Here is a 26,630-nt window from a genome sequence, read left to right as displayed (position 1 = left end):
AGTAGGGGTGTCGGCGAAGGACGAAGGAAGTGGGAAGAAGGAAGTGGGAAGAAGGAAGACCGGGTCAGTCGACCCGCACCAGCCAGCCGTGCTTGTCCTCACGCCGGCCGTACTGGATGTCGGTGAGCTCTTCACGCAGAGACAGTGCCAGCTCGCCGAGCGGCTGCTGGTCCTCGAAGTCGTCGGAGACCAGGGCGCCGATCGGAGTCACGACGGCGGCCGTGCCGCAGGCGAACACCTCGACGATGTCGCCGGATGCCACACCCCGACGCCACTCGTCGAGCGACACGGCCCGGCGCTCGACGGTGAGCCCGCGGTCCTCGGCCAGCTGCAGCAGCGAGTCGCGCGTGATGCCCTCGAGGATGCTGTCGGACTCGGGAGTCACGACTCGGCCGTCCTTGTAGACGAACACGACGTTCATGCCGCCGAGCTCTTCGACGTTGCCGTCCTGGTCGAGGAAGACGACCTGATCGCAGCCCTGCGCAGAGGCCTCGGCCTGGGGAAGCAGGCTGGACGCGTAGTTGCCGCCCGTCTTGGCCGCTCCTGTGCCGCCCTTTCCGGCGCGGGCGTAGGTCTTCGACAGCCAGATCCGCACGGGCTTCACGCCGCCGGTGAAGTACGCGCCGGCGGGCGAGGCGATCAGGTAGTAGGCGACCTTCTTCGCCGGACGAACCCCGAGGAACGCCTCCTTGGCGAACATGAACGGGCGCAGGTACAGGCTCTGGTCGGCGCCGGAGGGCACCCAGGCGCCGTCGACTGCGATCAGCTCGCGGATCGACTGCACGAAGTGCTCGGTGGGCAGCTCGGGCAGCGCGAGGCGGCGGGCGCTGCGGCGCAGGCGCTCGGCGTTGCGGTCGGGACGGAAGGTGTGCACCGAGCCGTCGGCGTGCCGGTAGGCCTTGATGCCCTCGAAGATCTCCTGTCCGTAGTGCAGCACGGCAGCGGCAGGGTCGAGCGCGATGGGGCCGTAGGGCTGAACGCGCGGGCGGTGCCAGCCGCCCTTCTCCGACCAGCAGATGTCGACCATGTGGTCGGTGAAGTTCGTTCCGAACCCCGGGTTCTGCAGGATCTCCTCGCGCTGGGCGGGGCTCTTCGCTGCGAGGTTCTTCGTCACGGCGAACGTGAGCTCAGCGGCGTCGGGGCTGGCTGTGGTGGCGGTGTCGGTCATGTCTGTCCTCTGTCGGATGCGGCGGCGGTGCGCGCGTGTTCTCAGATTACGCCTGCAGCCGGGCGATGATCGCGTCGCCCGTCTCGGCGGTGGTGCGAGCGCCGTCACGGCTCGCGATGTCGGCTTCGACCGCCTGCTGCACGCGCGCGGATTCGTCGCGCAGGCCGAGGTGGTCGAGCAGCAGGGCGACCGACAGGATCGCTGCGGTCGGGTCGGCCTTCTGCTGCCCTGCGATGTCGGGCGCCGAGCCGTGCACCGGCTCGAACATCGAGGGGAATGCGCCGTCGGGGTTGATGTTGCCCGAGGCTGCCAGGCCGATGCCGCCGGTGACGGCACCGGCGAGGTCAGTGAGGATGTCGCCGAAGAGGTTGTCGGTGACGATCACGTCGAATCGCGCCGGGTCGGTCACGAGGAAGATGGTGGCGGCATCGACGTGCAGGTAGTCGACCGCGACGTCCGGATGCTCGGATGACACCTGGTCGACGATCCGCTTCCAGATCGCCCCGGCGTGCACGAGCACGTTCGTCTTGTGCACCAGGGTGAGCTTCCTGCGTCGCCGCTCCGCGAGTTCGAACGCGTAGCGGACGACGCGCTCGACTCCGAAGGCCGTGTTCACGCTGGTCTCGTTGGCGACCTCGTGCGGGGTGCCCTTGCGGATCGCACCCCCGTTGCCGACGTACGGCCCCTCGGTGCCCTCACGGACCACGACGAAGTCGATCTCACCCGGGTTCGCGAGCGGTCCGGATGCACCGGGGAACAGCTTCGACGGACGGAGGTTGACGTAGTGGTCGAGCTCGAAGCGCAGCTTCAGCAGCAGACCGCGCTCGATGTTCGCGTCCTTCAGTCGCTCATCGCCCGGCGTGCCGCCGACGGCGCCGAGCAGGATCGCATCGTGCGAGCGGATGGCCGCGAGGTCGTCGTCGGTGAGCGTGTCACCCGTCGCGAGGTAGCGGTCGGCGCCGAGTGAGAAGGGAGTCTTCTCGAAGGTCACGTCGCCGCCGGCGGTGACCGCGTCGAGCACGCGCCCCGCCTGGGCGATGACCTCTCGTCCGATTCCGTCACCGGGGATGACGGCCAGCTTCACGACGCGCGACATGAGTCTCCTTGGGGCCCTGCTCGTCCGCAACGCGGGTCGCCGCGGACACTGCCTTCCAGCGTAGCGGCGCGGATGCGGGCCGCTACGCCGGATGTCAGCGGCTCGGGCGAAGCGTGGTCGCGGCGACGGCGATGGCGGAAGCCACGAGCAGAGCTCCGATCAGAGACGTCGTGACGATGCCCGAGTCGAAGGCGTGCGCGGCCGCCTGCCAGAGGGCATCCGCCTGCGCCGCCGGCAGCTCCTGCGCGGCCGCGTAGGCGCCCGCGAGCGTCTCTCGGGCCTGTGCGGCGGACTCCTCCGGCACGCCAGTCGGGATGGCCAGCGCACCGCGGTAGAACGCCGTGATGATTCCCCCGAGCACGGCGGTGCCGAGCACGGCGCCGAGCTCGTACGCGGTCTCGGACACGGCACTCGCCGCTCCGGCCTTCTCGGCCGGGGCGTGCGCGAGGATCAGCTCGTTCGAGATGGTCTCCGCCGCGCCGATGCCGATGCCCAGGATCACGAAGGCCAGGATCAGCCACGCGACGCTGTTCGCCTGCGCTGTCAGCGCGACGACCAGGTACCCGCCGACAGACAGCAGGAGGCCTGCGGGCACGACGATGTGCGGCGGGACGCGGCGAGAGATCGGCACGACGCTCAGGCCTGCGATGATCATCGCGGCCATGCCGGGCACGAGGGCGAGACCGGCGACCATCGGCGAGAGCCCGAGCACGAGCTGCAGCTGCTGCGGCACGAAGTAGAGGAAGCCGACGAGGGCGATGACGCTGAGCAGGTTCACGAGGATCGCCCCGCTGAAACCTCCGCGGCGGAAGAGGCTCATGTCGAGCATCGGCGTCTCGGCGCGCAGCTGCCGGCGCACGAACAGCCAGCCCATCACCAGGCCGGCGAGCACGAGTCCGGCGGCCGTGAAGGTGGGTCCGTCTACCGCGAACGACTTGATCGCGTAGACGACCGGCAGCATGGCGGCCATCGACAGGAGGATGCCGATGGGGTCGATCCGACCCGGGTTCGGGTCGCGACTCTCGGGCAGCAGCCAGTAGCCGCCGATGAGCAGCGGGACGAGCATGGGGACGGCGATGAGGAACACGGATCCCCACGCGAAGTGCTCGAGAAGGAATCCGCCGACGACGGGACCGAGCGCGGATCCGGCCGAGAACCCGGATGCCCAGATCGCGATCGCGAGTCGACGCTGATCGCGGTTCGGGAAGATCGAGCGCAGCAGCGACAGGGTCGAAGGCATCAGCATGGCGCCGAAGAAGCCGAGTGCGGCGCGGGCGGCGATGAGCAGTCCTGCCGTGGGGGCGAATGCGGCCAGCACCGAGACCACGGCGAATCCCGTGGCGCCGATGAAGAGCATCCGGCGCCGTCCGAAGCGGTCGCCCATCACGCCCATCGTGACGAGCAGCCCTGCGAGCACGAGCGAGTAGACGTCGATCACCCAGAGCTGCTCGGCGCCGCTCGGACGCAGCGCGAGCGAGATCTCGGGCAGGGCGAAGCTGAGAACGGTGTTGTCGACCGAGACCAGCAGCACGGGCAGCATCAGCACGGCCAGCGCAGCCCACCCCCGGGCGCCGACGCGCGCGCCGTCGTCCTGGGAGAGCCTGATCGTGGCTGTGATGGACATGGCTGCACCTTTCGTGAGAGGGACGACTGTATCTAAACCGTCCGGATGGTACAGTAACACAGAAGCCGACGATCAGGAGACACGATGCCTCGTCCCCCACTGGCACGCGAGCGCGTGCTCGACGCCTACCAGGGCATCCTCATCTCAGAGGGTGAACGCGCGGCCACTCTCGAGGCCGTCGCCCGCGAGGCGGGCGTCTCCAAGGGCGGGCTTCTCTACCACTTCGCCTCGAAGGACGATCTGACGGCCGGCCTCGTCGCGCGTCTGGGTTCGCTCACCGACGACGACCTCGAGCGGATGGCCGCCGCCGACGACGGGCCCATCTCGTACTACGTGCGCACCTCCGTCATGGAGGATGACGACCTCGACCGAGCACTGATCGCGGTGACGCGCCTCGCACAGGGCGGATCCGCCGCGGCATCCGACGCTCTGCGCGACGTGCGCACCCGCTGGGCCGAGGCGATCCGTCCGCACGTGCGCGACGAGACCGCGCTCGACCTGGTCATGCTGCTCAGCGACGGCCTGTACTTCAACAACTCCCTCGCCGAACCAGGCGAGGAGCTGAACGCGATGAGCGAGTTCGTCCCCACCGGTGCGGCCCTCGAGCAGCTGGTCGCCCTCGTGGTGGATGCGACGACGCGGGCCCCGGAGTGATCCGGAGCCCGCGTCGTCGGAGCCGTTCGATCAGACCTCGGCGATCTCGATCTGGCGGAACAGATCGGCGTCGATCGCGACGCTGACGTCCTCGAGCAGTTCGTCGGAGACGGGCGAGTCGAGGGTCAGCACGCTGAGCGCCTGAGCGCCTGCGGCCTGTCGCGCGATCTGCATGCCTGCGATGTTGATGCCTGCGTCGCCGAACTTCTGGCCGTACACGGCCACGATTCCGGGGCGGTCGGTGTAGAGCATCACGACATGGTGCTTCTCGATCGGGAGCTCGATCGCATGCTCGTTGATCGACACGAGCTTCTCGATCTGCTTCGGCCCGGTGAGGGTGCCCGAGACCGCCAGCTGCGATCCATCTGAGAGTGCGCCGCGCAGCGTGATGACGTTGCGGTACTCCTCGCTGATCTCGTCCTGCAGCAGACGGACTGCGATGCCGCGCTGCTCTGCGAGCAGCGGGGCGTTCACATACGACACGGTCTCGCTGACGATGTTGGTGAAGACGCCCTTGAGAGCTGCGAGACGAAGCACGCTCACGTCGTAGTTGTTGAGCTCGCCGTGCACCTCGATGTCGAGGCTGGTGATCGGCGACTGCGCGAGCGCGGAGAAGATCTGGCCGAGCTTCTCGACCAGCGGGATGCCGGGACGAACGTACGGGTCGATGACGCCGCCGGCGACGTTGACGGCGTCGGGCACGAGGTCGCCGCCGAGCGCGAGGCGCACCGAGCGCGCGACGGAGACGCCGGCCTTCTCCTGCGCCTCATCGGTGCTCGCACCGAGGTGAGGGGTGACGACGACGTTGGGGAGGCCGAGCAGAGCCTGAGCCGTGCTTCCCTCGGCCGGCGGCTCAGAGGTGAAGACGTCGAGACCCGCGCCTGCGATCTCGCCTGCGACGAGCGCCTCGTGCAGGTCGGCCTCATCGATCAGACCACCGCGGGCGACGTTGACGACGAACGCCGTCGGCTTCATCGCCGCGAACTGCTCGGCGGCGATCATCCCCGTCGTCTCGGGGGTCTTCGGCATGTGGATCGTGATGAAGTCCGACTCCGCGACGAGCTCGTCGAGCGTGACGAGCTGCACGCCGAGCTGCTGAGCGCGGGCGCTGGTGACGTACGGGTCGTATGCGATCACGCGCATGTCGAAGGCGTTCAGGCGCGCGGCGACGAGCGCGCCGATCCGGCCGAGGCCGATGATGCCGACGGTCTTCTCGAAGAGCTCGGCGCCGGTGAACGAGCTGCGCTTCCATGCGCCACCCGAGAGCGAGGCGTGGGCGGCGGGGATGCGACGGGCGAGGCTCAGGATGTGGCCGACGGTGAGCTCGGCCGCCGACACGATGTTCGACGTCGGGGCGTTGACGACCATGACACCAGCGGCCGTCGCGGCCTTGATGTCGACGTTGTCGAGTCCGACGCCCGCGCGGGCGACCACCTTCAGCTTCGGTGCGTGGGTCAGCGCCTCGGCGTCGATGCGCGTGGCCGAGCGCACGAGCACCGCGTCGGCGTCGGCGAGGGCTGCGAACAGCGCCTCGCGGTCGGTTCCATCGACCTCGCGCACGTCGAAGTCGGGGCCGAGTGCCTCGATCGTCGCGGGCGAGAGCACCTCTGCGAGCAGGACGACGGGCTTGGTGGCGGTGTTGTTCGGCACAGATATCCTTCGGGGCAGGACGGGAGGGGGTCAGCCGATGCGCCGCACGCCGTCGGGGCGCAATCGCGACACACTTTACCTCAGCACCGTCGACCGCCCCGACCGTGTGACGGGCCGTGACGGCTGCGGCGTCGTCGCAGCTCAGCCGAGCAGCGAGGCTCCGTTGCGCAGGGCGAAGCTGAGGGTGTCCAGCCAGAAGACGGCACTCACGCCGAGCCCTGCGAGCATCGTGACGATGAAGACGCCGAGAGTGCGCCGCCGGGTGAGCAGCAGCGCGACGACGAAGACGATCATCGGCACGATCACGGGCATCAGCAGCACGGTCCACCCGTATCCGCTGATGCCGGCCTGCGCCATCTCGATCAGGTAGAAGGTCGCATTCCACACGAGGAATGCGTAGGCGAGACCGACGAGGCCGGTCACGAAGCCGCGCATCATGCTGGCCAGACGGGATGCCGTAGGCGCGGCCGCCGCGGAGTGCGCGCTGTCGTTCACAGTGCTCCCCCTCCCCCGGCGACGACGAACGGCCAGGGCACGAGCAGAGCGGCCCCGACGACGAGCGTGCTGATGCGCACCCAGTCCTTCGCTCCACGGGTGAGCATGACCGTCGCGACGAACCACAGGGCGGGAGCGAGCACGGCGATCCACATGCTCGCGAGGTAGAGGGGCCCCGGCAGCATGAACATCGCCTTCGCCTGCATGCCGACTCCCCCGATCGCCCAGCCGATCGTATAGAGCAGGTAGACGCCGCCGAGGATGCCGAGCATCACGAGGGTGACGGTGCCGATGCCCTGAGGCTCGTCGTCAGCATCCGGAACGCCCTCCCCGGAACCCACCGCCCCCTGACGTGCGGCTTCGCTCATCGTCGGAACGCTCTCCGGAGTCGGCGCGGAGGCTCGACGGGCGGGCTCGGGCCTGCGCGCTTCGAGCGCGTCGTCGCCCTCCCAGCTGAGTGCGTCGTCCTCGGGGTGGGAATTCATCTCTCCAGCGTACTCACGCGAACGGTGCCATCCCACTAGGCTCATGGTCGACAACTCCTGGGGAGGAAAAGTGGCAGAGAACAGCAGGCAGGTCGCCGAGCCGGGCGACGAACGCGGCGCGACGGAGCGCACGTGGGTGCCGACCGCCGAGGCGAAGAAGAAGTCGACGACGCTGCGGTGGATCGCTGCGGTGCTGTGGGCGCTTGCCATCGCCGCCGAGGCCGTCGCGATCTTCTGGCTGCTGCGTCAGCGAGAGGTCACCGGCGGTGACGGCAAGCTGATGCGCGATCCCGAGACGGGCCTGCTCGTCGAGGGCGGCAGCGAGGCGGTGTTCCCGCAGTGGGCGTTCGTCACCCTGATCGTGCTGCTCGTGGTCATCGCGGCGCTCTCGATCATCGGTTCGATCCTGTGGAAGAAGGCGAACCGTCTCGATCCCGCGAAGAAGTCCGACACGGTGCGCTTCTTCGTGCAGAACCAGCTCGGCGCCATCATCGCGATCGTGGCCTTCCTGCCGCTGATCATCCTGATCTTCCTGAACAAGGACATGGACAAGGGTCAGAAGACCATCGCCGGCGCTCTCGGCATCGTGCTCGCGGTCATCGCCGCGATCGTCGGCGTCGACTTCAACCCGCCCTCCGTCGAGAAGTACACGGCCGACCAGTCGACGGTCATCCAGCTGCTGGGCGAGGACGAGGTCACCTGGGTCGACGGCGGCGCCGTCTACCACGTGTGCGACACCGTCTCCGACATCCAGACGGGCAGCGAGATCAAGTACGGCACGACCGCGCAGGCCGTCGAAGCCGGCAAGGAGCGCCTCACGCTGAAGTTCGCGTCTGAGCTCGAGAAGTGCGGGCTGGCGGTTCCGACCAACGCCACGGAGATCGCCGACGCGCTGCGGCAGATCCAGGGCGGGCAGACCGTGACGCTGCCGGCCCCCGAGTGGGCCGACGGCGAGGCGCCGATCGAGATCGAGGATGCACCGGCCGAGGGCTGATCGCCTCCAGGCAGATGAGAAGCGCACCTCCGGAGGCATCCGGAGGTGCGCTTCTCATCTGGCCGTGAAGCCGGCGCTCATTCTCTGAGGGTCAGCTCGATCACCGGAACGAGCACGTCGGGGCGGCGAACGGGCAGATGCACCGTGAGGGTGCCCTCCGCTTCGCCCGCGGGCGTTATGTTCTCGGCCCGCTGATCGGGGTCGGACGTCGAGGTCTTCAGCCAGGATCCGTCGTTCAGCAGCCGTGCGAACGAGACACGGCCCGCGAGATCCGGCAGGTGCACGAAGCCCAGCGGCCAGCTGAACAGGTGCAGGTAGAGCCTGTCACCGCGTCGTGTGTAGACCCCCTCCCGGGGCGGGCGCAGATCGGCATGGCCTGCACCGATGATGGCGTCCCGGTGCAGCAGCATCCAGTCGCCGATCTCATCCAGCGTCCGCCCATCGCGCGGCGCGATCGCGCCTCGCCCGTCCGGGCCGATGTTCAGCAGCATGTTGCCGTCCATCGACACCGAGTCGGCGAGCATCTGAACGAGCAGGGTCGCCGACTTCTGGTCGGTGTTGTCACGGTGATAGCCCCAGGACCCGTTCAGCGTCTGACATGCCTCCCAGATCTGCCGCTCCCCCGTCTCGTCGACGAGCGGCGAGGTCGGCTGGTACTGCTCGGGGGTGACGAAGTCGGCCGGGATGCCGAGACGGTCGTTCACGAGCATCTCCGGCTGCAGTTCGCGGCACAGCGCCAGCAGCGCTTCCGCGTCCCAGTCCTGCGGCCCCTTGCCCTGCCATCCGTCGCGCGCCTCGGGGTACGTCCAGTCGAAGAACAGGTAGTCGATGCGACCGTAGCGGGTCAGCAGCTCGCGGACCTGCCCATGGAGGTAGTCGCGGTATCGAGCCATGTCCCGGCCCCGGTTCAGGTCGGATGCGTTCTCGTCATCTCGGCGCGGGTGGTTCCAGTCGACCGTGAAGTCCGGGTGGTGCCAGTCGATCACCGAGTAGTAGATCCCCACCCGCAGCCCCTCCGCACGCGCGGCTTCGACGTGCTCGCGCACGAGATCGCGCCCGCAGACCATCTGGGAGGTGAAGTCGGTGAGCGCTGAGTCGAACAGGCAGAAGCCGTCATGGTGCTTCGCGGTGAGCACGACGTACCCCATGCCGGTGGCCTTCGCTCGGCGGGCGATGGCCAGCGCGTCGAATCGATCGGGGTCGAAGTGATCGATGTACGGACGGTACTCGTCGTCGGTGAGCCGCTCGTAGTTCTGCACCCACTCGTGCCGTGCGGCCACACTGTAGGCACCGAAGTGCACGAACATGCCGAACCGGGCGTCGTCGAACCATTGCTGTCGCATGCCTCCATCCTTCCGCACGGCGATCATGGGCGCGGATGCGAAAGGGAGGCACCCGGCGAACCGGATGCCTCCCCCTGCGGACGATGTCAGCGCGCGGCGCTGCCCTCGACGTAGTCCTCGTCCTGCGACTTCCACGCGAACAGCGAGCGAAGCTCCTTGCCGGTCGCCTCGATCGGGTGGCCCTGCTCCTTCTCGCGCAGCGACAGGAACTCCTCGGCGCCGTTGTCCTGGTCCTCGATGAAGCGCTTCGCGAACGCACCCGACTGGATGTCGGCCAGAACGCCCTGCATGCGCTCCTTGACACCGGCGTCGATGACGCGCGGGCCCGAGACGTAGTCGCCGAACTCGGCGGTGTCGGAGATCGACCAGCGCTGCTTGGCGATGCCGCCCTCCCACATCAGGTCGACGATGAGCTTGAGCTCGTGCAGCACCTCGAAGTAGGCGATCTGCGGCTGGTAGCCCGCCTCGACGAGCGTCTCGAAGCCGGCCTGGACGAGGTGGCTCATGCCACCGCAGAGCACGGCCTGCTCGCCGAACAGGTCGGTCTCGGTCTCCTCGGTGAAGGTCGTCTTGATGACGCCGGCGCGGGTGCCGCCGATGGCCTTCGCGTACGAGAGGGCGAGGTCCCATGCCTTGCCCGACGCGTCGCGCTCGACGGCGATGATGTCGGGGATGCCGCGGCCGGCGACGAACTCGCGGCGCACCGTGTGTCCGGGAGCCTTCGGGGCGATGAGGATCACGTCGACGCCCTCGGGAGCGTCGATGTAGCCGAAGCGGATGTTGAAGCCGTGCGCGAAGGCGAGAGCCTTGCCCGCGGTCAGCCTGTCCTTGATCGACTCGTTGTAGATCGTGCGCTGGTGCTGGTCCGGCGCGAGGATCATGATGAGGTCGGCCCACTCGGCCGCGTCGGCGACGTTCTTGACGGGGAAGCCCGCCTCCTCGGCCTTGGCGATCGACTTCGAGCCGTCCTTGAGGGCGATGGTCACCTCGACGCCGGAATCGCGAAGGTTCATGGCGTGGGCGTGGCCCTGCGAGCCGTAGCCGACGATGGCGACCTTCTTGCCCTGGATGATCGAGAGGTCGGCGTCCGCGTCGTAGAAGATCTCGGTGCTCACGGTGTTCTTTCTCCTTGCTAGTGGTTCGTAAGTTCTTGTCAGCCGCGCAGGACACGCTCTGTGATGCTCTTGCCGCCCCGGCCGATCGCCAGCAGACCCGACTGGGCCAGCTCCTTGATGCCGAAGGGCTCGAGGGCGCGCAGCAGCGCCTGCACCTTGCCCTGGTCCCCGGTGACCTCGACCACCACGGCATCCGGGGCGTAGTCGACGATCGACGCGCGGAACAGGTTCACGATCTCGAGCACGTTCGAACGGGTGTTGTTGTCGGTGCGCACCTTGATGAGCATGTGCTCCCGCTGGACCGACGTCGACGGCTCGAGCTCGACGATCTTGATCACGTTGACCAGCTTGTTCAGCTGCTTGGTCACCTGCTCGAGGGGCAGGGCCTCGACGTCGACGACGACGGTGATCCGCGAGATCCCCGCGACCTCCGTCACGCCGACCGCGAGGGAGTGGATGTTGAAGCCGCGGCGCGCGAACAGCCCGGCGACGCGGGTCAGGATGCCTGGTGTGTCTTCGACGAGAAGGCTCAGCACGTGTGTGGACATGGCTCAGATCTCCTCATCGAATGCCGGGGCGTGGTCGCGCGCGTACTGGATGTAGCTGTTGCTGACGCCCTGCGGCACCATGGGCCACACCATCGCATCCGCGCTCACGACGAAGTCGATCACGACAGGACGATCGTTGGTCTCGAGCGCCGTCTGGATCGCGGCGTCCACGTCCTCCTCCTTCTCCACCCGCAGGGCGAGGCAGCCGTAGGCCTCGGCGAGCTTGACGAAGTCGGGGATGCGCACCGTGCCGTGGCCGGTGTTGAGGTCGGTGTGCGAGTGGCGACCGTCGTAGAACAGCGTCTGCCACTGGCGCACCATACCCAGCGACGAGTTGTTGATGATCGCGACCTTGATCGGGATCTGGTTGATGACGCAGGTCGCGAGCTCCTGGTTGGTCATCTGGAAGCATCCGTCGCCGTCGATCGACCACACGACGCGGTCGGGCTCGGCGACCTTTGCTCCCATGGCGGCAGGGACCGAGTAGCCCATGGTCCCGGCACCGCCCGAGTTCAGCCACGAGTTGGGACGCTCGTACTTGATGAACTGCGCCGCCCACATCTGGTGCTGGCCGACGCCTGCGGCGTAGATCGCCTCGGGCCCGGTCAGCTCGCCGATGCGCTGGATGACGTACTGCGGCGACATCAGTCCGTCCTCGGGCTGTGCGTAGCCGAGCGGGAACTCCGCCTTCAGGCCGTCGAGGTACGACCACCACTCCTCGGTGTCGGGCTTGGCGCCGGCGATCGCACCGCGGAATGCGGTGTCGAGATCGACGAGCACATCGCGCACGTCGCCGACGATCGGCACGGTCGCCGTGCGGATCTTCGAGATCTCCGCCGGATCGATGTCGACGTGCACGACCTTGGCGTCAGGGGCGAACAGCGCCGCCTTGCCTGTCACCCTGTCGTCGAAGCGGGCGCCGAGCGAGACGATCAGGTCGGACTCCTGCAGCGCGAGGACGGCGGGAACCGTGCCGTGCATGCCCGGCATGCCGAGGTGCTGCGGGTGCGAGTCGGGGAAGGCCCCGCGCGCCATCAGCGTGGTGACCACCGGCGCACCAGTCGACTCGGCGAGTGTCAGCAGCTCGGCCGAGGCGCCGGCGCGGATCACGCCGCCGCCGACGTAGAGCACGGGCTTCTTGGCCTCGGCGAGCAGTGTCGCTGCAGCCTGGATCTGCTTGCCGTGTGCCTTGGTCACGGGACGGTACCCCGGGAGGTCCACCTTCGGCGGCCACACGAAGGCCGCCGTCTGCTGCTGCGCGTCCTTCGTGATGTCGACGAGAACCGGGCCCGGACGACCGGTCGAGGCGATCTCGAACGCCGCTGCGATGGCGCCGGGGATGTCCTCGGCGGTCTTGACCAGGAACGAGTGCTTCGTCACCGGCATCGTGATGCCCACGATGTCGGCCTCCTGGAACGCGTCGGTGCCCATCAGGGTCGAGAACACCTGGCCGGTGATCGCCACCATCGGCACCGAGTCCATGTAGGCGTCGGCGATGGCGGTGACGAGGTTGGTGGCGCCTGGGCCCGAAGTGGCGATGCAGACACCGACCTTGCCCGTGGCCGACGCGTACCCCTCGGCCGCGTGGCCGGCGCCCTGCTCGTGGCGCACGAGCACGTGACGCAGACCCGAGGCGTCCATGAGCGGGTCGTAGACCGGCATGATCGCACCGCCGGGGATGCCGAAGACGTCGGTGACGCCGAGCTTCTCGAGCGAACGGACCACGGCCTCGGCCCCGGAGATCTCGGGGGCTGCGGAAGGGCGTGCGGGCGGCCGCGGCACGGCGGGCGCGGATTCAGAAGTCATTTGCTCATCCTTGATGATCTGCGTCGTCAGATGGTCAGCCAGTCACCGCGCCCTGCGCGGCGGAGCGCACGAGACGGGAGTACTTGGCGAGGACGCCACGGGTATAGCGCGGGGGAAGAGGCTCCCAGCCTTCCCGGCGGGAGCTCAGCTCAGCCTCCTCGACGAGTAGCTCGAGGGAGCGAGCCGCGATATCGACCCGTATCAGATCACCATCGCGCACGAAGGCGATAGGACCTGCGTCCACCGCTTCGGGTGCTATGTGGCCGATGCACAGGCCGGTTGTGCCGCCTGAGAATCGTCCGTCCGTCAAGAGTAGTACATCTTTTCCGAGGCCAGCGCCCTTGATGGCCGCGGTGATGGCGAGCATCTCGCGCATGCCTGGTCCGCCCTTGGGGCCCTCGTAGCGGATGACGATGACGTCACCCGGGTTGATCTCGCCTGCCGCCAGCGCGTCCATCGCACCCCGCTCGCGCTCGAACACGCGCGCCGGGCCCTCGAACACGTCGGCGTCGAAGCCGGCCGACTTGACCACCGCGCCCTCGGGCGCGAGGGATCCGTGCAGGATTGTGATGCCGCCGGATGCATGGATCGGGTCGGCGAAGGTGTGGATCACGTCGCCGTCGACCGGGTCCGGGTTGAGATCGCGCAGGTTCTCGGCCACCGTCTTGCCGGTGACGGTGAGCGCGTCTCCGTGAATGAGGCCCTCGTCGAGCATCGCCTTCATGATGACCGGGATGCCCCCGTGGCGGTCGACATCGTTCATGACGTACTTGCCGAAGGGCTTCATGTCGGCCACGTGCGGGGTGCGGCTGCCGATGCGGTTGAAGTCGTGCAGCGACAGTTCGATGCCGGCTTCGTTGGCGATCGCCAGCAGGTGCAGCACGACGTTGGTCGAGCCGCCGAGCGCCATGGCCAGCGCGATCGCGTTCTCGAACGACTCCTTGGTGAGGATGTCCTTGGTCGTGATGCCCTGACGCAGCAGGTTCACGACGGCCTCGCCGGAGCGGTGCGCGAAGTAGTCGCGGCGGCGGTCGGCAGCCGGCGGCGCGGCCGATCCCGGCAGGCTCAGGCCGAGCGCCTCTGCGACAGATGCCATCGTGTTGGCCGTGTACATGCCTCCGCACGCCCCCTCGCCGGGAGCGAAGGCGCACTCGATGCGCTTGAGGTCCTCCTCCGACATGCGGCCGGCGCGACACGCGCCCACGCCCTCGAACGAGTCGATGATCGTGATGTCCTTCTCGGTGCCGTCCGAGAGCTTCACCCAGCCCGGCGCGATCGACCCGGCGTAGAGGAACACGCTGGAGAGACCGAGTCGCGCGCTCGCCATGAGCATGCCGGGGATCGACTTGTCGCAGCCGGCCAGCAGCACGGTGCCGTCGAGACGCTCGGCCATGATCACGGTCTCGACCGAGTCGGCGATGACCTCGCGCGAGACGAGTGAGAAGTGCATGCCCTCGTGCCCCATCGAGATGCCGTCCGAGACGGAGATGGTGCCGAACTGCAGCGGGTACCCGCCGCCGGAGTGCACGCCCTCCTTGGCGCCCTGCGCGAGCCGATCGAGGCTCAGGTTGCAGGGGGTGATCTCGTTCCAGCTCGATGCGATGCCGACCTGCGGCTTGTCCCAGTCGGCGTCGCCCATGCCCACTGCGCGGAGCATGCCGCGCGAGGTGGTCGCCTCGATGCCGTCGGTGACGACGCGGCTGCGCGGCTTGATGTCGATTTCTGGCTGGGCTCCGGGCATGGCGGGCTGAGATTCGCGGGTGGACATGACGGAAGTCTATTGCCGTCGAGCGGCCCGTTCCGACGCGATGACTTCCAGAAGTCCGGCCATCTGCTGTGGGGATTCCACACGCAGCGTCGCGGCGGTCTCGCCCGGCCCGACGCGCACGCCGAGGTCGTCGGCAGCGAGCACGCGGAGTGCGTCCTCGTCGGTGACGTCGTCGCCCGCGAACAGGATGCCCGTGGCGCCGATGCGCTCGCGCAGCACGGCGATCGCCGTGTCCTTCCCCTCGAGACGCGAGGAGTACTCGAGGATGCGGTCGCCTGTCCGGCGGCGCCAGTGCTTCGCCCGGCGTGCGAAGACCTCGTCGACCGCGGCGAAGGCCGCCTGCTCGACATCGGGTCGAGCAGGACGCCCGTGGATGCCGATCCCGAACGTCTTGCTCTCCAGCTCGACTCCGGGATAGTCACTCAGCAGCGGAGTGAGCTCCTCCAGCAGCGTGTCGCGCAGCATCCGGTCGGGGTCGTCGGAGACGGCATCCGCCTCCCCCTCCCCCGGATACCAGTACTGGGCTCCGTGGGAACCGGCGAGGACAACGGGCGAGTCGTCGGCGTGCTCCGCGATCTCGCGCAGGTGCACGAGGCTGCGTCCCGAGACGAACGCGACGGTCGTGCCCGGCAGCACCGACAGGTCTGCGACGGCGCGCTTCATCTCCGGTATCGCGCGAGCCGTCATGGGGTCGGCGACGAGCTCTGATGCCGTGCCGTCGAAGTCGAGCGCGACCAGCAGGCGCTCGGTGTGCGCGATCGCCGTCACGGCCTCATCCGGGGCACCGGGTCGCCAGTCGCGGGTCATCGGTGCGCTCCTTCGTGGTGATCGTGCTGACGACGATGGCGGCTGCGACCGGCCTGCTCGAGCGCCCGAAGGAACGACTGCGACCAGGCGGTCACGTCGTTCTCGAGCACTCGCCTGCGCAGCGAGCGCATGCGCTTGCCCTGCTGCGCACGCGGCATCTCGATCGCGTCGACGATCGCATCCTTCAGTCCCTCGATGTCGTGCGGATTCACGCGTAGCGCCTGACGCAGCTCATCCGCCGCGCCGGTGAACTCGCTGAGGACGAGCACACCGCGATTGTCGGCCCTCGTGGCCACGTACTCCTTGGCGACCAGGTTCATGCCGTCCCGCAGAGCCGTCACCAGCATCACGTCGGCCGCGAGGTACATCGCGACCATCTCCTCGCGGGGGAATCCCTGATGCAGGTATCGGATGGCCGTGTGCCCCAGCGTGTCGTGATCGCCGTTGATGCGGCCGATCGACAGCTCGACCTCGTCGCGCAGGTGCATGTAGGCATCCACCCGCTCACGGCTGGGACTGGCCACCTGGATGAAGGCGACGTCCTCCACCGAGATCCGCCCCTGGTCGAGCAGTTCGCCGTAGGCCTTGATCCGGTGCCGGATGCCCTTGGTGTAGTCGAGCCGGTCCACGCCGAGCAGGATGTGCTTCGGGTTGCCGAGCCCCTCGCGGATCTCGAGCGCCCTGGCACGGATGTCGGGGCGCTGCGCCAGCTCGCGATACGGCGTGGTGTCGATCGAGATGGGGAACGCCTTCACCAGCGGTGTGCGGCCGTCCGGAAGGGTGATGCTGGATGCCCTCGTCTCGTGCCCCAGCCGCCGCTTGGCCGCGGCGAGGAAGTTCGAGGCGTCCTGCGCACGCTGGAATCCGATCACATCGGCGCCGAGCAGCCCCCGCAGCACCTGGTCGCGCCAGGGAAGCTGGGCGTACAGCCCGTGCGCGGGGAACGGGATGTGGTGGAAGTATCCGATCGTCACGTCGGGACGGAGTCCGCGCACCATCTCGGGGACGAGCTGCAGCTGGTAGTCGTGCACCCAGACGGTTCCGCCCTCCGCCGCCGCGTCTGCGGCGGCCTCGGCGAAGCGCAGATTGACCGCGACGTAGGCCTCCCACCACTCGCGGTGGTACTGCGGAGGTGCGATGACGTCGTGGTAGAGCGGCCAGATCGTGTCGTTCGAGAAGCCCTCGTAGTAGTCCTGAATCTCCTGCTCGCTGAGGGTGACCGGAAGCAGGCGGATGCCGTCTGCCTCGAACGGCTCGATCTCGAGATCGGCCTGCCCCGCCCAGCCGACCCAGGCGCCATCGACGCTTCGCATCATGGGCTCGAGAGCCGCGACCAGCCCGCCGGGAGAGGTGCGCCAGATCTCCTCGCCGTCCGGCGTGACGATCCGGTCGACCGGAAGGCGGTTGGCGACGACCACGAACTCTGCGGCGACCATGTGACTCCTCTGTTCGGTGTCTCCAGGCTACCCACGACCGCCGAACGGGTTACGGGGGTTGACGGGCCGGCTGCCGCCCTGCAGAGGCCGGATGCGCGGCGGTGTCAGTGATGCCGCTGGCTGAGAAGGCGGTTCGCGACGCCGGCGATCAGCACGATCGCCGCGGCGATCAGAGGCAGCACGATCGCGGCCCGGGTGCCGGCGGACTCGGCTGTCGCTCCGGTGACAGCGGCCGCGATCGCCTGCCCGACGACGACGCCCGAGCCGAGCATGGTCATGACCGTCGCAGAGCGGCCGAGCGGACTGCGGGCGGCGCCGAGGCTGTACTGAGTGACGATGGTCGGCCCGACGCCGATGCCGACGAGGGCGAGAGCCACGATCATGGATGTCACCGTCGTGGAGGTCGCGAACAGCACCGAGCCGGCCACGAGGATGCCCCCGAACACGATCCACCGCGCGTGCAGCGTGAAGCGGGCCGGCAGCCACGCCACGCCGAGCGCGAGGACGGCCGACCCGACACCCATCACGCCGTACAGCAGACCCGCCTGCTCGGCGGCGTCGAGGTCGGCCATGAACGAGGTCAGCGCAGTCAGGCTCGCCCCGAAGAACAGGCCGATGCCGAAGATCCCGACCACGACCACGAGCAGGGCGGGTCGGAACAGCTCCGACACGGCCGAGGGCGCGCGTCCGTCGGAATCCCGCTCCACCGAGACGTGACGCCCTGTGGGGTGCAGCGCGAAGGCGCCGACGAACAGCAGCGTCAGCGCCGAGGCGATGGCGATGGGCGCCCAGGGAGCGATGAACGAGGCGAGGATGCCGACGAGGAACGGCCCGAACACGAACACGGTCTCATCAGCCGCCGACTCGTAGGACATGGTCGCCGAAGTCGTGCGTGCACGCTGCGGCTGCGGCATGCGCTCGGCGATGATCGTGACCAGACGCGACCGCGACATCGGCGACACCTGGGGCGCCGTCGCGCCGATGGTGAAGGCGGATGCCAGCACGACCGCATCGGCGACCGGCGTGTAGACGACCAGGGCGAAGACGGCGAGCATGGCGGAGTTGAGAGTCGCGCACAGCATCAGCACGGGGCGCTGTCCCCAGCGATCCGCTGCGGCTCCGAGGAAGGGCCCGACGAGCGCCGTGCCCACGCCGACGGCTGCGGAGGTGAGTCCGCCGAGGGAGAGCGACCCGCGGACGGTGACGACCACGGTCAGCACCCCGACCACCATCATGGCGAAGGGCAGTCGCGCGATGAACGCGATGATGAAATACGGGATGCCGGTCAGCTGGACGAGACTCGGCGACGTGGGGGTTGTCTGTGTCATGGCTCGCACGCGTCCTCGACGCGGATCGGGTGCCGCCGCTGTCCGTCGGGGAGCCGACGGCCGGTGGATACACAGTGGAACGGGCTGGTGCCCTCGGTCCAGTCTAGTAGAGCGCCTCGGTGCGGTTCGCGGGCCGATGTCAACCCTTCGCGGGCGGATCGGCGACTCGGCTACCGTGGACGCATGCGCTATCTCCTTCGCACCGGACTCTTCAGCGCCATCTCCACGGGCTGGACCCTGCTGCGCGGCGCGCGCGGCCAGCAGTTCACGTGGCGAGCGGTGCTCGCCTGGGTGAGCTGGGCCATCACCCTCTCCCTCGCCATCGGCGCGGTGAAGGACATGCGTCGCCAGGAGAAGGGTCTTCCGGTCGCAGCGGACTCCCCCTTCGCGCCGAAGCCCGACAAGAAGGAGCGTCGCGAGAAGCGCCGCGACGAGGTGAAGCGCCTCTCGAAGCAGCGCTGACGGCCGTCGCGGACCACTCCGTCCAGGAGCGGCCCGCGACGGGATGCAGTGCGTCAGCGAGTGAGGATCAGCGCCTCGCCCTGGCCGCCGCCACCGCACAGTGCGGCGACCGCGATGCCCGATCCGCGCTTGGCCAGCTCGTGCGCCAGGTGCACGACCAGTCGCGTGCCGCTCGCGCCGATCGGATGCCCGATGGCGATGCCGCCGCCGTGGACGTTGACGATGTCGCTCGACAGCCCCAGCTCCTGCTGCGAGCGTGCGACGACCGCGCCGAAGGCCTCGTTGATCTCGACGATGTCGAGCTGATCGGCGGTGATGCCCTGCTTCTCGAGGGCCCGCTCGATCGCGCGCGCCGGCTGTGCCTGCAGCGAGTTGTCCGGCCCCGCCGTCTGCCCGTTCGCACCGATGACGGCGAGAACAGGCCATCCCTCGGCCTCCGCGTTCTCGCGAGTCGTCACCACGACGGCCGATGCGCCGTCTGAGATCTGCGAGGCGTTGCCCGCGGTGATCGTGCCACCCTCGGCGAAGGCGGGGCGCAGACCGGCGAGCGATTCGACGGTCGTCTCGGGGCGGACGCCCTCATCCTTGGTGAGGACGACCGGCTCGCCCTTGCGCTGCGGCACGGAGACCTCGACGATCTCGGCGCCGAAGACGCCATCAGCCTGGGCCGCCGCGGCACGCTGGTGCGACAGCGCCGCGACGGTGTCCTGGATCTCGCGGGTCATCTCGAAGCGGGGGTTGTGCCGCTCGGTCGAGGCTCCCATGCTCTCGCGATCGTATGCGTCGGTGAGCCCGTCGTAAGCCATGTGATCGATCACCTCGACGCTGCCATAGGTCCAGCCGTCGCGCGAGCCCATCAGCAGATGCGGCGCACGGGTCATCGACTCCATGCCGCCCGCCACGACCGTGGTGGCGTCACCTGTGCGGATCATGCGCGCGGCGTCGATGATCGCGGTCAGGCCCGAGAGGCACACCTTGTTGACCGAGCTCGCCGGGACATCCCAGCCGATGCCCGCGCCGACGGCCGCCTGGCGGGCCGCGTTCTGGCCGGACCCTGCCGCGAGCACCTGCCCCATGATGACCGCATCCACGGCATCCGGGGCGATCGACGCCTGCTCGAGTGCACCGCGGATGGCCATCGACCCCAACTGCGGCGCCGTGAATGAGGCGAGCTGCCCCTTCAGGCGCCCCTGAGGTGTGCGGGCTGCGGCGACGATGACGATGTCGCTCATGAGTTCTCCTTCACTGTCTCGGCGATGGTCAATGCGGGTTCGGTTGCGTCGACGACGTCCTGCACGCTCACGCCGGGCGCGGTCTCGACGAGCACGAGGCCGTCATCTGTCACATCGATCACGGCCAGGTCGGTGATGATCCGGTCGACCACTCCCCTGCCGGTGAGCGGGAGGGAGCACTCGTTCACGATCTTCGCCGAGCCGTCCTTGGCGACGTGCTCCATCAGGACGATGACGCGGCCTGCGCCGTGCACGAGGTCCATGGCACCGCCGGGGCCCTTCACCATCTTCCCCGGGATCATCCAATTCGCCAGATCGCCGTTCACCGAGACCTGCATGGCCCCGAGGATGGCGGCGTCGATCTTCCCGCCGCGGATCATGCCGAAGCTCGTGGCGGAGTCGAAGAACGCAGCCCCGGGAAGAAGGGTGACGGTCTCCTTGCCCGCGTTGATCAGGTCGGGGTCGACATTCTCCTCGGTCGGATACGGCCCGACGCCGAGGATGCCGTTCTCGGACTGCAGCACGACGGTGACGTCGTTCGGCACGTAGTTCGGCACGAGCGTGGGCAGCCCGATCCCGAGGTTGACATACGAGCCGTCGGCGAGCTCCTTCGCGGCACGGGCCGCCATCTCGTTGCGAGTGAGCGCCATGTCAGTTCCCTCCCTGAGTCGCCGAGTCCGTCGCCGCGACCGTGCGCCGCTCGATGCGCTTCTCGATGTCGCTGCCGACCTCCACCACGCGGTGCACGTACACGCCCGGCAGGTGGATGCAGTCCGGGTCGAGCTCGCCCGGCTCGACGAGCTCTTCGACCTGCGCGATGCAGATGCGCCCCGCCATGGCGGCGAGAGGGTTGAAGTTGCGCGCGGCCTTGTTGAAGATGAGGTTCCCGTGCCTGTCGCCCTTGAGCGCATGCACAAGGGCGAAGTCGGTGGTGATCGACTCCTCGAGCACGAAGTCCCGCCGGTCTCCGAGGAAGTCGAAGCTGCGAACCTCCTTCACCGGGGATGCCACGGCGATCGATCCGTCGGCGTTGTACCGGCGCGGGAGTCCGCCTTCGGCGACCTGTGTGCCCACGCCCGTCTGGGTGAAGAACGCCGCGATGCCCGAGCCGCCTGCACGCAGCTTCTCGGCCAGGGTGCCCTGCGGAGTCAGCTCGAGCTCGAGATCGCCCTCGAGGAACTGCCGCTCGAACTCCTTGTTCTCTCCGACGTACGAGGAGGTCATCTTGCGGATGCGACGCGCACCGAGCAGGATGCCGAGGCCCCAGTCGTCGACGCCGCAGTTGTTGCTGACTACGCTGAGGTCGCCTGTCCCCGCGCGTGCAGCGCCTCGATGAGCTTCATGGGGTTGCCCGAGAGGCCGAAGCCGCCGACGGCGAGCGATGCGCCGTCCGGGATGTCGGCGACGGCTTCCGCCGCGGATGCGAACTGCTTGTCGATCAAGGCCACTCCTTCGTGTGCGGTCCTTCCAGCATCCGCCCGCTCTCACCCGGTCGGCAAGGCGGTGCTTGCGATGTGGTCGCGGATCCGACTACCGTCCACGATGTGGAACATCCTCGACGCACCGTCCCCGGCGCACAGGCCGTCTCGAGAGCCGCGGCGCTGCTGCGTCTCGTATCGGCCTCCGCCGAGGGCGCCTCCCTGCAGAATCTGTCCCGGGAATCCGGCCTCAGCCGCTCCACCGCCCACCGGCTGCTCACGGCGCTGCGCGTGGAGGGTCTGGTCGACCAGGACGACGCGACTGCACGCTGGCTGCCGGGTCCGGAGCTGTATCTGATGGGGACTGTCGCCGCCGCGCGGTACGACGTGACCGAGCTCTCGCGAGACATCGTGCGCTCGCTCGCCGTGAAGACCGAGGAGAGCGCGTTCCTTTCGACCCGCCGCGCGGACGAGACTGTCTGCCTAGTGCGCGAAGAGGGCTCGTTCCCGATCCGCTCGTTCGTGCTCAGCGAGGGGGTGCGCTTCCCTCTCGGCGTCGCGAGCGCGGGGCTGGCGATCCTGGCCTTCCTTCCTGACCACGATGTGGATGCCTACCTGGAGCGGCATCCGGAGCTGGACGAACAGTGGGGCGCGGCGCACGGCGATACGCCGCTGCGTCGCCGATTGCGCGAGACGAAGGCGCGCGGCTACGCGGTCAATCCCGGCCTGATCGTCGAGGGCTCCTGGGGCATGGGCGCGGCGGTGTTCGACCGCGAGGGTCGCCCGGAGTGGGCTTTGAGCATCACCGGCGTCGAGTTCCGATTCGGCGCCGACAGGCTCCCCCAGCTGGGCCGCATCCTTCTCAGCCACGCCCATCAGCTGTCGTCACGGATCGCAGGCGCACGCCGCTGATCCCATATATACCAACAGGTATATACTTGAGGGTATGGAAAAATCCGAAGCGATCACCGCGATCGTGCTCGCCGCCCACGCGCTGGCGAGAATCGCGGCTCACGAGGCCGGGAACGACGCGCCCTCTGCCCAGTGGCGCGCCCTCAGCATCCTGAACCAGCGAGGCGGAATGCGCCTCGGAGCCCTGGCCTCCGCAGCCCGCACCACCCAGCCGGGGATGACGCGGCTGATCGGATCCCTCGAGCACGCCGGCTTGGTCGAGCGCACCGCTGATCCGGCAGACTCGCGCGCCACCGTAGTGAATGCGACAGCAGCGGGCATCCGCGCCCTCGACGAGTGGCGCACCGAGCTCGGTGCCACTCTCGCCCCTCGGTTCAACCGACTGAGCGATGACGACTGGCGTGCCGTCGAGCGCACCGCAGTCATCCTGGGTGAGCGCGCACAGGGTCATTCGGACGACGAGAAGACAGGAGACGACGCATGAGCGGAACACCGCAGGGACCGGTCTGGCGACAGCCCGCGCAGGTCTGGGCGGTCGCGTTCGCCTGCGTGGTCGCCTTCATGGGCATCGGGCTCGTCGACCCGATCCTGCCCGCCATCGCGGAGTCGCTGCAGGCATCGCCTCTCGAGACCGAACTGCTCTTCACCAGCTACCTGCTGGTCACCGGGCTCGCGATGCTGGTCACCAGCTGGATCTCGAGCCGCATCGGCGCGAAGTCGACCCTCCTGATCGGCCTGGCGCTGATCGTGATGTTCGCCCTGCTGTGCGCCGTCAGCGGCAGCGTCGACTGGGTGATCGGATTCCGCGCCGGCTGGGGACTGGGCAACGCGCTCTTCATCTCGACGGCACTCGCGACCATCGTCGGCGCGGCCGCAGGCGGAAGCGGCGCGGCGATCGTGCTGTACGAGGCGGCCCTCGGTCTCGGCATCGCGGTCGGGCCCCTGCTCGGCGGACTGCTCGGCGAGGTCAGCTGGCGTGGACCGTTCTTCGGCGTCGTCGCACTCATGGCGATCGGCTTCATCGCCGTGCTCGCTCTCGTGCGCAGCGACGGCGGGCGACGCGAACCGGTACCGTTCTCGGCCCCGTTCCGGGCGCTGCGGCGGCCTGCCCTCGCGGTGCTCGCCGTCGCCGCACTGTTCTACAACATCGGCTTCTTCGTCCTGCTGGCGTTCTCGCCCTTCCCCCTGGGCTTCAGCGCGATGGGCATCGGACTGACCTTCTTCGGCTGGGGCGTCGCCCTCGCCGTGACGAGCGTCTGGGTGGCGCCCGCCCTGATGCGCCGCGCATCGCGCACGGCGATCATCATCACGACCCTCCCCCTGCTCGCGATCGACCTCATCGCTGCCGGTCTGCTGGTCGCGACCCCCACCGCCCTGGTGGTGTGCATCATCGTCGGCGGTCTGCTGCTGGGGGTCATGAACACCGTGCTCACCGAGGCGGTGATGGAGGCCACGGATCTGCCGCGCTCGGTGGCGTCTTCGGCGTACTCGGCCGTCCGCTTCCTCGGGGGTGCCATGGCTCCGCCCGTCGCAGCCGCCCTCGCTCACGCATACGGAGACACCGTGCCGTACCTCTTCGCAGCTGCTGCCGTCCTGCTCGCCGCCCTGACGGTGCTGGTCGGCCGTCGGGTGCTCAGCCACATCGACGACCCCTCCGGAGACGAGGCCGACGATGCGGCCGCTATTCTCATCGGAGACGCCGCCTGAGCGGTATCCATCCGCCACCGAGGAGAACATCGCCGTGACCTCCCCAGACACGCTCCCACCGCGCAGCCGCATCGTGCACGACCGCCTCGCCGAGGCGGGGATCGATGCGCGCATCCTCGTGCTCCCCGATTCGGCTCGGACCGCCGCGCTGGCGGCTGACGCCATCGGATGCCACGTCGGCGCGATCGCGAACAGTCTGGTGCTGGTCGCCGACGGCGAGCCGATCCTCGTGATGACCAGCGGAGCCCATCGGGTCGAGTTCGGTGTCCTCGCCGGGCAGATCGGCGCGGACACCGTGGCCATGGCGCCGCCGGCCGTGGTCAGGGAGTCGACGGGGCAGGTCATCGGCGGGGTCGCCCCCGTCGGGCATCCCACGCCGCTTCCGACCTACGTCGACGAGGATCTGCGCGGGTTCGACGAGGTGTGGACGGCGGGCGGCACGCCCGAGACGGTCATGCCGCTCACCTTCGCGCAGCTGGTCGAGGTGACCGGCGGGAGGCTCGTGCGCGTCGCGTGATCACTCGACCATCAGGTCGTCGATCTCGAGATCCTCGTCGAGCAGGCAGTAGATGATCAGGTCCGGATACTCTTCAGGCGCGATGTAGAGCAACGTCAGGCCCCCGTCGCCGAAGACGACCACCCCGTCGAGCGCGATGTCCTCCTTCAGCGCTGCGAGCGCCTCGGCCATGTCGACCTCGTCGGCCTCGTCCTCGTATGCGGCCTCGGTGAGCTCCTCCACGACCTCGCGCTCTCGAGCGTCGAGGATCTCCTCGGTGAGGCGAGCGAGGGCATGCTTGACGGTCTCCTGCATCGTGTCGAGGTCGGGCAGATCCTCACGTTCGACGGGCTCGTCGTCCTCGTCGTCATCGTCATCGTCGTCGTAGTCGAACTCCTCGTCGAATTCGTACTCGACCGTGACGCGGCGGCCGCCGGGGAGCTCCACGGTCGCGGTCAGCGCGCCGTCCTCATCGGTGTCGATGTCGTCGAGATCGATCATGAGAACCACCTCCTGTCCGCCATGTTCCCACCGGGGCGCCCGAGAGGGAAGAGCCGGATGAAGAACCCGGCGAGGTCTGCACGTGAGGCTGCCCTAGGGTCGTTGGCATGAGAAGAACGCGCGGCCGTGTCGTCGACGTCGACACGCTCGAGGATTTCGATCGGCGCCTCGCGGAAGGCGCCCGATCGCTCTCCGGCTGGCGGATGCGGGCACTCGATCTCACCGAGCGGGGCCCCGCGCTGCGTTCGGTCGACGTCGCCGAATCGCTCTTCCTCGGCTGCCGTCTGACTCTCGCCGATGAGGCGTCGGTGCGGGCACGCGGCGCGGTCGTGTTCCCGGCGCTGCCCGGCATCCCGATCGACACCTACCGCACCACGCTGTATACCCCGTCCGATCTCTTCGGAGCGGCCGGCTACGTAGAGAGCCTCGATGCACGCACCTACGCCTGGTCGCAGCGCGAGACCTCGCGGGATGCAGCCCTTGCTCAGTCGCTGCACGATCACAGCATCGATCTGGCGCTCGCCGACTGGGTCTCGCACAGGCGGCTGATCGGGGTGATGGGCGGACACGGCGTCGCGCGCGGCAGTCGCGCATACGCCGACGGGGCGGAGCTCGGACAGCGCCTGTCGCAGACGCTGACGGTCGCGACGGGCGGAGGACCGGGCGCAATGGAGGCGGTGAACCTGGGCGGCTATCTGGCGGGTCGGGACCCGGATGCCAGGGAGCACGCACTGGCGATGCTCGCGACTGCGCCCGGATTCGCGCCGAGCATCGCCGCATGGGCCGAGGCGGCGTTCGCGGTGCGGGATGAGTTCCCGAGCGGGGGCGAATCCCTCGGCATCCCGACCTGGCATTACGGGCACGAACCGCCGAACCCGTTCGCCAGCGCGATCGCGAAGTACTTCCGCAACGCGCAGCGCGAGGCGATCCTGCTCGAGGTGTGCCAGGCGGGCATCGTGTTCCTCCCCGGTGCGGGCGGCACCGTGCAGGAGATCTTCCAGGACGCGTGCGAGAACTTCTACGCCGATGAGTCGTCGGTGGCTCCCATGATCCTGGTCGGTCGCGCGTACTGGACCGAGCACTACCCCGCCTGGCCGCTGCTCCAGGCACTGGCGAAGGGTAGGCCGATGGAACGTCATGTGCACCTGGTCGACACCGTGCTGGATGCCGCCGATCTGGCATCCAGCGGCGCCTGATCGACGCAACGCGCCCGGAAGACGACAACGATTTGGCGCGACCCCCGGCCGCTGGTAATGTAATTCCTCGGCCGGGGAAATCCTCCCGGGCCACGCACCTCTAGCTCAATCGGCAGAGCAACTGACTCTTAATCAGTGGGTTCAGGGTTCAAGTCCCTGGGGGTGCACCCCGGCAGCCCGTCGATCAGTTGATCGACGGGCTGCTTCGTTATGCGCGCCCAGCCGATGAACTGCGACACGTTCGGCTCCGTCATGCCGCGCTCCCAGCTCGACACGGTCGTGCGCGAGACGCCCAGCAGTGCCGCCATCTGGCTCTGATCCAGCCCGACCGCGAAGCGCGACACCTTCAGGCGTCCCGCCACCGTCACATTCTCGACATTCAACATGGT

Annotated in this window: 26 protein-coding genes, 1 tRNA gene and 1 pseudogene; 9 read left to right on the top strand and 19 right to left on the bottom strand. The window is 68.6% G+C overall.

Annotated features, from left to right (window positions below; all coding sequences use genetic code 11):
• Positions 1 to 64 precede the first annotated feature (64 nt).
• The 3 genes from FVO59_RS13075 to FVO59_RS13065 form a co-directional block, all read right to left on the bottom strand.
• Positions 65 to 1,168 carry a branched-chain amino acid aminotransferase gene (locus FVO59_RS13075; RefSeq protein ID WP_182253023.1) on the bottom strand — a complete coding sequence of 368 codons (1,104 nt, stop codon included), beginning with the start codon at positions 1,166 to 1,168 and terminating at the stop codon, positions 65 to 67.
• Positions 1,169 to 1,214: 46 nt separating this feature from the next.
• Positions 1,215 to 2,264 carry a 3-isopropylmalate dehydrogenase gene (locus FVO59_RS13070; RefSeq protein ID WP_182253022.1) on the bottom strand — a complete coding sequence of 350 codons (1,050 nt, stop codon included), beginning with the start codon at positions 2,262 to 2,264 and terminating at the stop codon, positions 1,215 to 1,217.
• A 94-nt stretch (positions 2,265 to 2,358) separates the two neighbouring features.
• Positions 2,359 to 3,888 (bottom strand): MFS transporter, encoded by a 1,530-nt coding sequence (locus FVO59_RS13065; RefSeq protein WP_182253021.1) that lies wholly within the window; start codon positions 3,886 to 3,888, stop codon positions 2,359 to 2,361.
• Between the two features lie 84 nt (positions 3,889 to 3,972).
• Between FVO59_RS13065 and FVO59_RS13060 the strand changes: the two genes are divergently transcribed.
• Complete coding sequence (locus tag FVO59_RS13060; RefSeq protein WP_182253020.1) at positions 3,973 to 4,542, top strand: TetR/AcrR family transcriptional regulator; 570 nt, start codon at positions 3,973 to 3,975, stop codon at positions 4,540 to 4,542.
• Positions 4,543 to 4,572: 30 nt separating this feature from the next.
• Here FVO59_RS13060 and serA read toward each other — a convergent pair whose 3' ends face one another.
• The 3 genes from serA to FVO59_RS13045 form a co-directional block, all read right to left on the bottom strand.
• Positions 4,573 to 6,192 (bottom strand): phosphoglycerate dehydrogenase, encoded by a 1,620-nt coding sequence (gene serA, locus FVO59_RS13055; protein WP_182253019.1) that lies wholly within the window; start codon positions 6,190 to 6,192, stop codon positions 4,573 to 4,575.
• A gap of 141 nt (positions 6,193 to 6,333) precedes the next feature.
• Positions 6,334 to 6,687: a hypothetical protein gene (locus FVO59_RS13050; protein WP_182253018.1), complete on the bottom strand. Its 354-nt coding sequence runs from the start codon at positions 6,685 to 6,687 to the stop codon at positions 6,334 to 6,336.
• Positions 6,684 to 7,172: a hypothetical protein gene (locus FVO59_RS13045; RefSeq protein ID WP_182253017.1), complete on the bottom strand. Its 489-nt coding sequence runs from the start codon at positions 7,170 to 7,172 to the stop codon at positions 6,684 to 6,686. Before FVO59_RS13045 ends, FVO59_RS13050 begins: the two co-directional genes overlap by 4 nt.
• A 43-nt stretch (positions 7,173 to 7,215) precedes the next feature.
• Here FVO59_RS13045 and FVO59_RS13040 point away from each other — a divergent pair, with 43 nt between their 5' ends.
• Positions 7,216 to 8,166 (top strand): hypothetical protein, encoded by a 951-nt coding sequence (locus FVO59_RS13040; RefSeq protein ID WP_259363240.1) that lies wholly within the window; start codon positions 7,216 to 7,218, stop codon positions 8,164 to 8,166.
• A 77-nt stretch (positions 8,167 to 8,243) separates the two neighbouring features.
• Here FVO59_RS13040 and FVO59_RS13035 read toward each other — a convergent pair whose 3' ends face one another.
• The 8 genes from FVO59_RS13035 to FVO59_RS13000 form a co-directional block, all read right to left on the bottom strand.
• Positions 8,244 to 9,509, bottom strand: a complete 1,266-nt coding sequence (locus FVO59_RS13035) for an alpha-L-fucosidase (RefSeq protein WP_182253016.1) — start codon at positions 9,507 to 9,509, stop codon at positions 8,244 to 8,246.
• A gap of 86 nt (positions 9,510 to 9,595) precedes the next feature.
• Positions 9,596 to 10,624 (bottom strand): ketol-acid reductoisomerase, encoded by a 1,029-nt coding sequence (ilvC, locus tag FVO59_RS13030; RefSeq protein ID WP_182253015.1) that lies wholly within the window; start codon positions 10,622 to 10,624, stop codon positions 9,596 to 9,598.
• 38 nt (positions 10,625 to 10,662) lie between these two features.
• Positions 10,663 to 11,172: an acetolactate synthase small subunit gene (gene ilvN, locus FVO59_RS13025; protein WP_182253014.1), complete on the bottom strand. Its 510-nt coding sequence runs from the start codon at positions 11,170 to 11,172 to the stop codon at positions 10,663 to 10,665.
• Between the two features lie 3 nt (positions 11,173 to 11,175).
• Positions 11,176 to 12,978: an acetolactate synthase large subunit gene (locus FVO59_RS13020; RefSeq protein WP_182253013.1), complete on the bottom strand. Its 1,803-nt coding sequence runs from the start codon at positions 12,976 to 12,978 to the stop codon at positions 11,176 to 11,178.
• 34 nt (positions 12,979 to 13,012) lie between these two features.
• Positions 13,013 to 14,719, bottom strand: a complete 1,707-nt coding sequence (ilvD, locus tag FVO59_RS13015; RefSeq protein WP_182256821.1) for a dihydroxy-acid dehydratase — start codon at positions 14,717 to 14,719, stop codon at positions 13,013 to 13,015.
• A 36-nt stretch (positions 14,720 to 14,755) separates the two neighbouring features.
• Positions 14,756 to 15,553: a trehalose-phosphatase gene (gene otsB, locus FVO59_RS13010; protein WP_182253012.1), complete on the bottom strand. Its 798-nt coding sequence runs from the start codon at positions 15,551 to 15,553 to the stop codon at positions 14,756 to 14,758.
• On the bottom strand, positions 15,550 to 16,989 hold the full coding sequence (locus tag FVO59_RS13005; protein ID WP_182253011.1) for an alpha,alpha-trehalose-phosphate synthase (UDP-forming): 1,440 nt from the start codon (positions 16,987 to 16,989) through the stop codon (positions 15,550 to 15,552). Before FVO59_RS13005 ends, otsB begins: the two co-directional genes overlap by 4 nt.
• Positions 16,990 to 17,093: 104 nt before the next feature.
• Entirely contained in the window at positions 17,094 to 18,317 is a 1,224-nt protein-coding gene (locus tag FVO59_RS13000; protein WP_182253010.1) for an MFS transporter, read from the bottom strand.
• A gap of 183 nt (positions 18,318 to 18,500) precedes the next feature.
• Here FVO59_RS13000 and FVO59_RS12995 point away from each other — a divergent pair, with 183 nt between their 5' ends.
• Complete coding sequence (locus FVO59_RS12995; RefSeq protein WP_182253009.1) at positions 18,501 to 18,779, top strand: hypothetical protein; 279 nt, start codon at positions 18,501 to 18,503, stop codon at positions 18,777 to 18,779.
• 53 nt (positions 18,780 to 18,832) lie between these two features.
• On the opposite strand, the gene FVO59_RS12990 is transcribed toward FVO59_RS12995, so the two are convergent.
• From FVO59_RS12990 to FVO59_RS12980, 3 genes and pseudogenes are all read right to left on the bottom strand, one after another.
• Positions 18,833 to 20,011, bottom strand: coding sequence for an acetyl-CoA C-acetyltransferase (locus FVO59_RS12990; protein WP_182253008.1), 1,179 nt, complete (start codon positions 20,009 to 20,011; stop codon positions 18,833 to 18,835).
• Positions 20,008 to 20,661 (bottom strand): CoA transferase subunit B, encoded by a 654-nt coding sequence (locus tag FVO59_RS12985; protein WP_182253007.1) that lies wholly within the window; start codon positions 20,659 to 20,661, stop codon positions 20,008 to 20,010. Before FVO59_RS12985 ends, FVO59_RS12990 begins: the two co-directional genes overlap by 4 nt.
• A gap of 1 nt (position 20,662) precedes the next feature.
• A pseudogene (locus tag FVO59_RS12980) lies at positions 20,663 to 21,459 on the bottom strand (CoA transferase subunit A).
• 96 nt (positions 21,460 to 21,555) lie between these two features.
• On the opposite strand from FVO59_RS12980, the gene FVO59_RS12975 reads away from it, so the two are divergent.
• Genes FVO59_RS12975 through FVO59_RS12960 form a run of 4 tightly spaced genes read left to right on the top strand, consistent with a single transcriptional unit; the run spans position 21,556 to position 24,565 of the window.
• On the top strand, positions 21,556 to 22,341 hold the full coding sequence (locus tag FVO59_RS12975; RefSeq protein ID WP_182253006.1) for an IclR family transcriptional regulator: 786 nt from the start codon (positions 21,556 to 21,558) through the stop codon (positions 22,339 to 22,341).
• A gap of 34 nt (positions 22,342 to 22,375) precedes the next feature.
• Entirely contained in the window at positions 22,376 to 22,825 is a 450-nt protein-coding gene (locus tag FVO59_RS12970) for a MarR family winged helix-turn-helix transcriptional regulator (protein WP_182253005.1), read from the top strand.
• The gene (locus tag FVO59_RS12965; RefSeq protein ID WP_182253004.1) at positions 22,822 to 24,048 is read left to right on the top strand and encodes an MFS transporter; all 1,227 of its coding nucleotides are present in this window, start codon (positions 22,822 to 22,824) and stop codon (positions 24,046 to 24,048) included. Before FVO59_RS12970 ends, FVO59_RS12965 begins: the two co-directional genes overlap by 4 nt.
• Before the next feature lie 34 nt (positions 24,049 to 24,082).
• Positions 24,083 to 24,565, top strand: a complete 483-nt coding sequence (locus tag FVO59_RS12960; protein ID WP_259363238.1) for a YbaK/EbsC family protein — start codon at positions 24,083 to 24,085, stop codon at positions 24,563 to 24,565.
• On the opposite strand, the gene FVO59_RS12955 is transcribed toward FVO59_RS12960, so the two are convergent.
• A complete protein-coding gene (locus FVO59_RS12955) occupies positions 24,566 to 25,045 on the bottom strand; it encodes a hypothetical protein (RefSeq protein ID WP_182253002.1) in 480 nt (159 codons plus the stop codon).
• Positions 25,046 to 25,152: 107 nt separating this feature from the next.
• Here FVO59_RS12955 and FVO59_RS12950 point away from each other — a divergent pair, with 107 nt between their 5' ends.
• Positions 25,153 to 26,241 (top strand): LOG family protein, encoded by a 1,089-nt coding sequence (locus FVO59_RS12950; protein ID WP_182253001.1) that lies wholly within the window; start codon positions 25,153 to 25,155, stop codon positions 26,239 to 26,241.
• 94 nt (positions 26,242 to 26,335) lie between these two features.
• Positions 26,336 to 26,408, top strand: a tRNA-Lys gene (locus FVO59_RS12945).
• Here the strand turns inward: FVO59_RS12945 and FVO59_RS16775 are convergent.
• Positions 26,370 to 26,627 carry a helix-turn-helix transcriptional regulator gene (locus FVO59_RS16775; RefSeq protein WP_430736352.1) on the bottom strand — a complete coding sequence of 86 codons (258 nt, stop codon included), beginning with the start codon at positions 26,625 to 26,627 and terminating at the stop codon, positions 26,370 to 26,372. The two genes, FVO59_RS12945 and FVO59_RS16775, sit on opposite strands and share 39 nt — an antisense overlap.
• Between the last annotated feature and the right edge of the window lie 3 nt (positions 26,628 to 26,630).

It is taken from the genome of Microbacterium esteraromaticum (assembly GCF_014084045.1).
Lineage (GTDB): Bacteria > Actinomycetota > Actinomycetes > Actinomycetales > Microbacteriaceae > Microbacterium > Microbacterium esteraromaticum_D.
The sequence above is the reverse complement of the archived record's forward strand: the minus strand, read 5'-3'. Positions and strand labels throughout refer to the sequence as shown.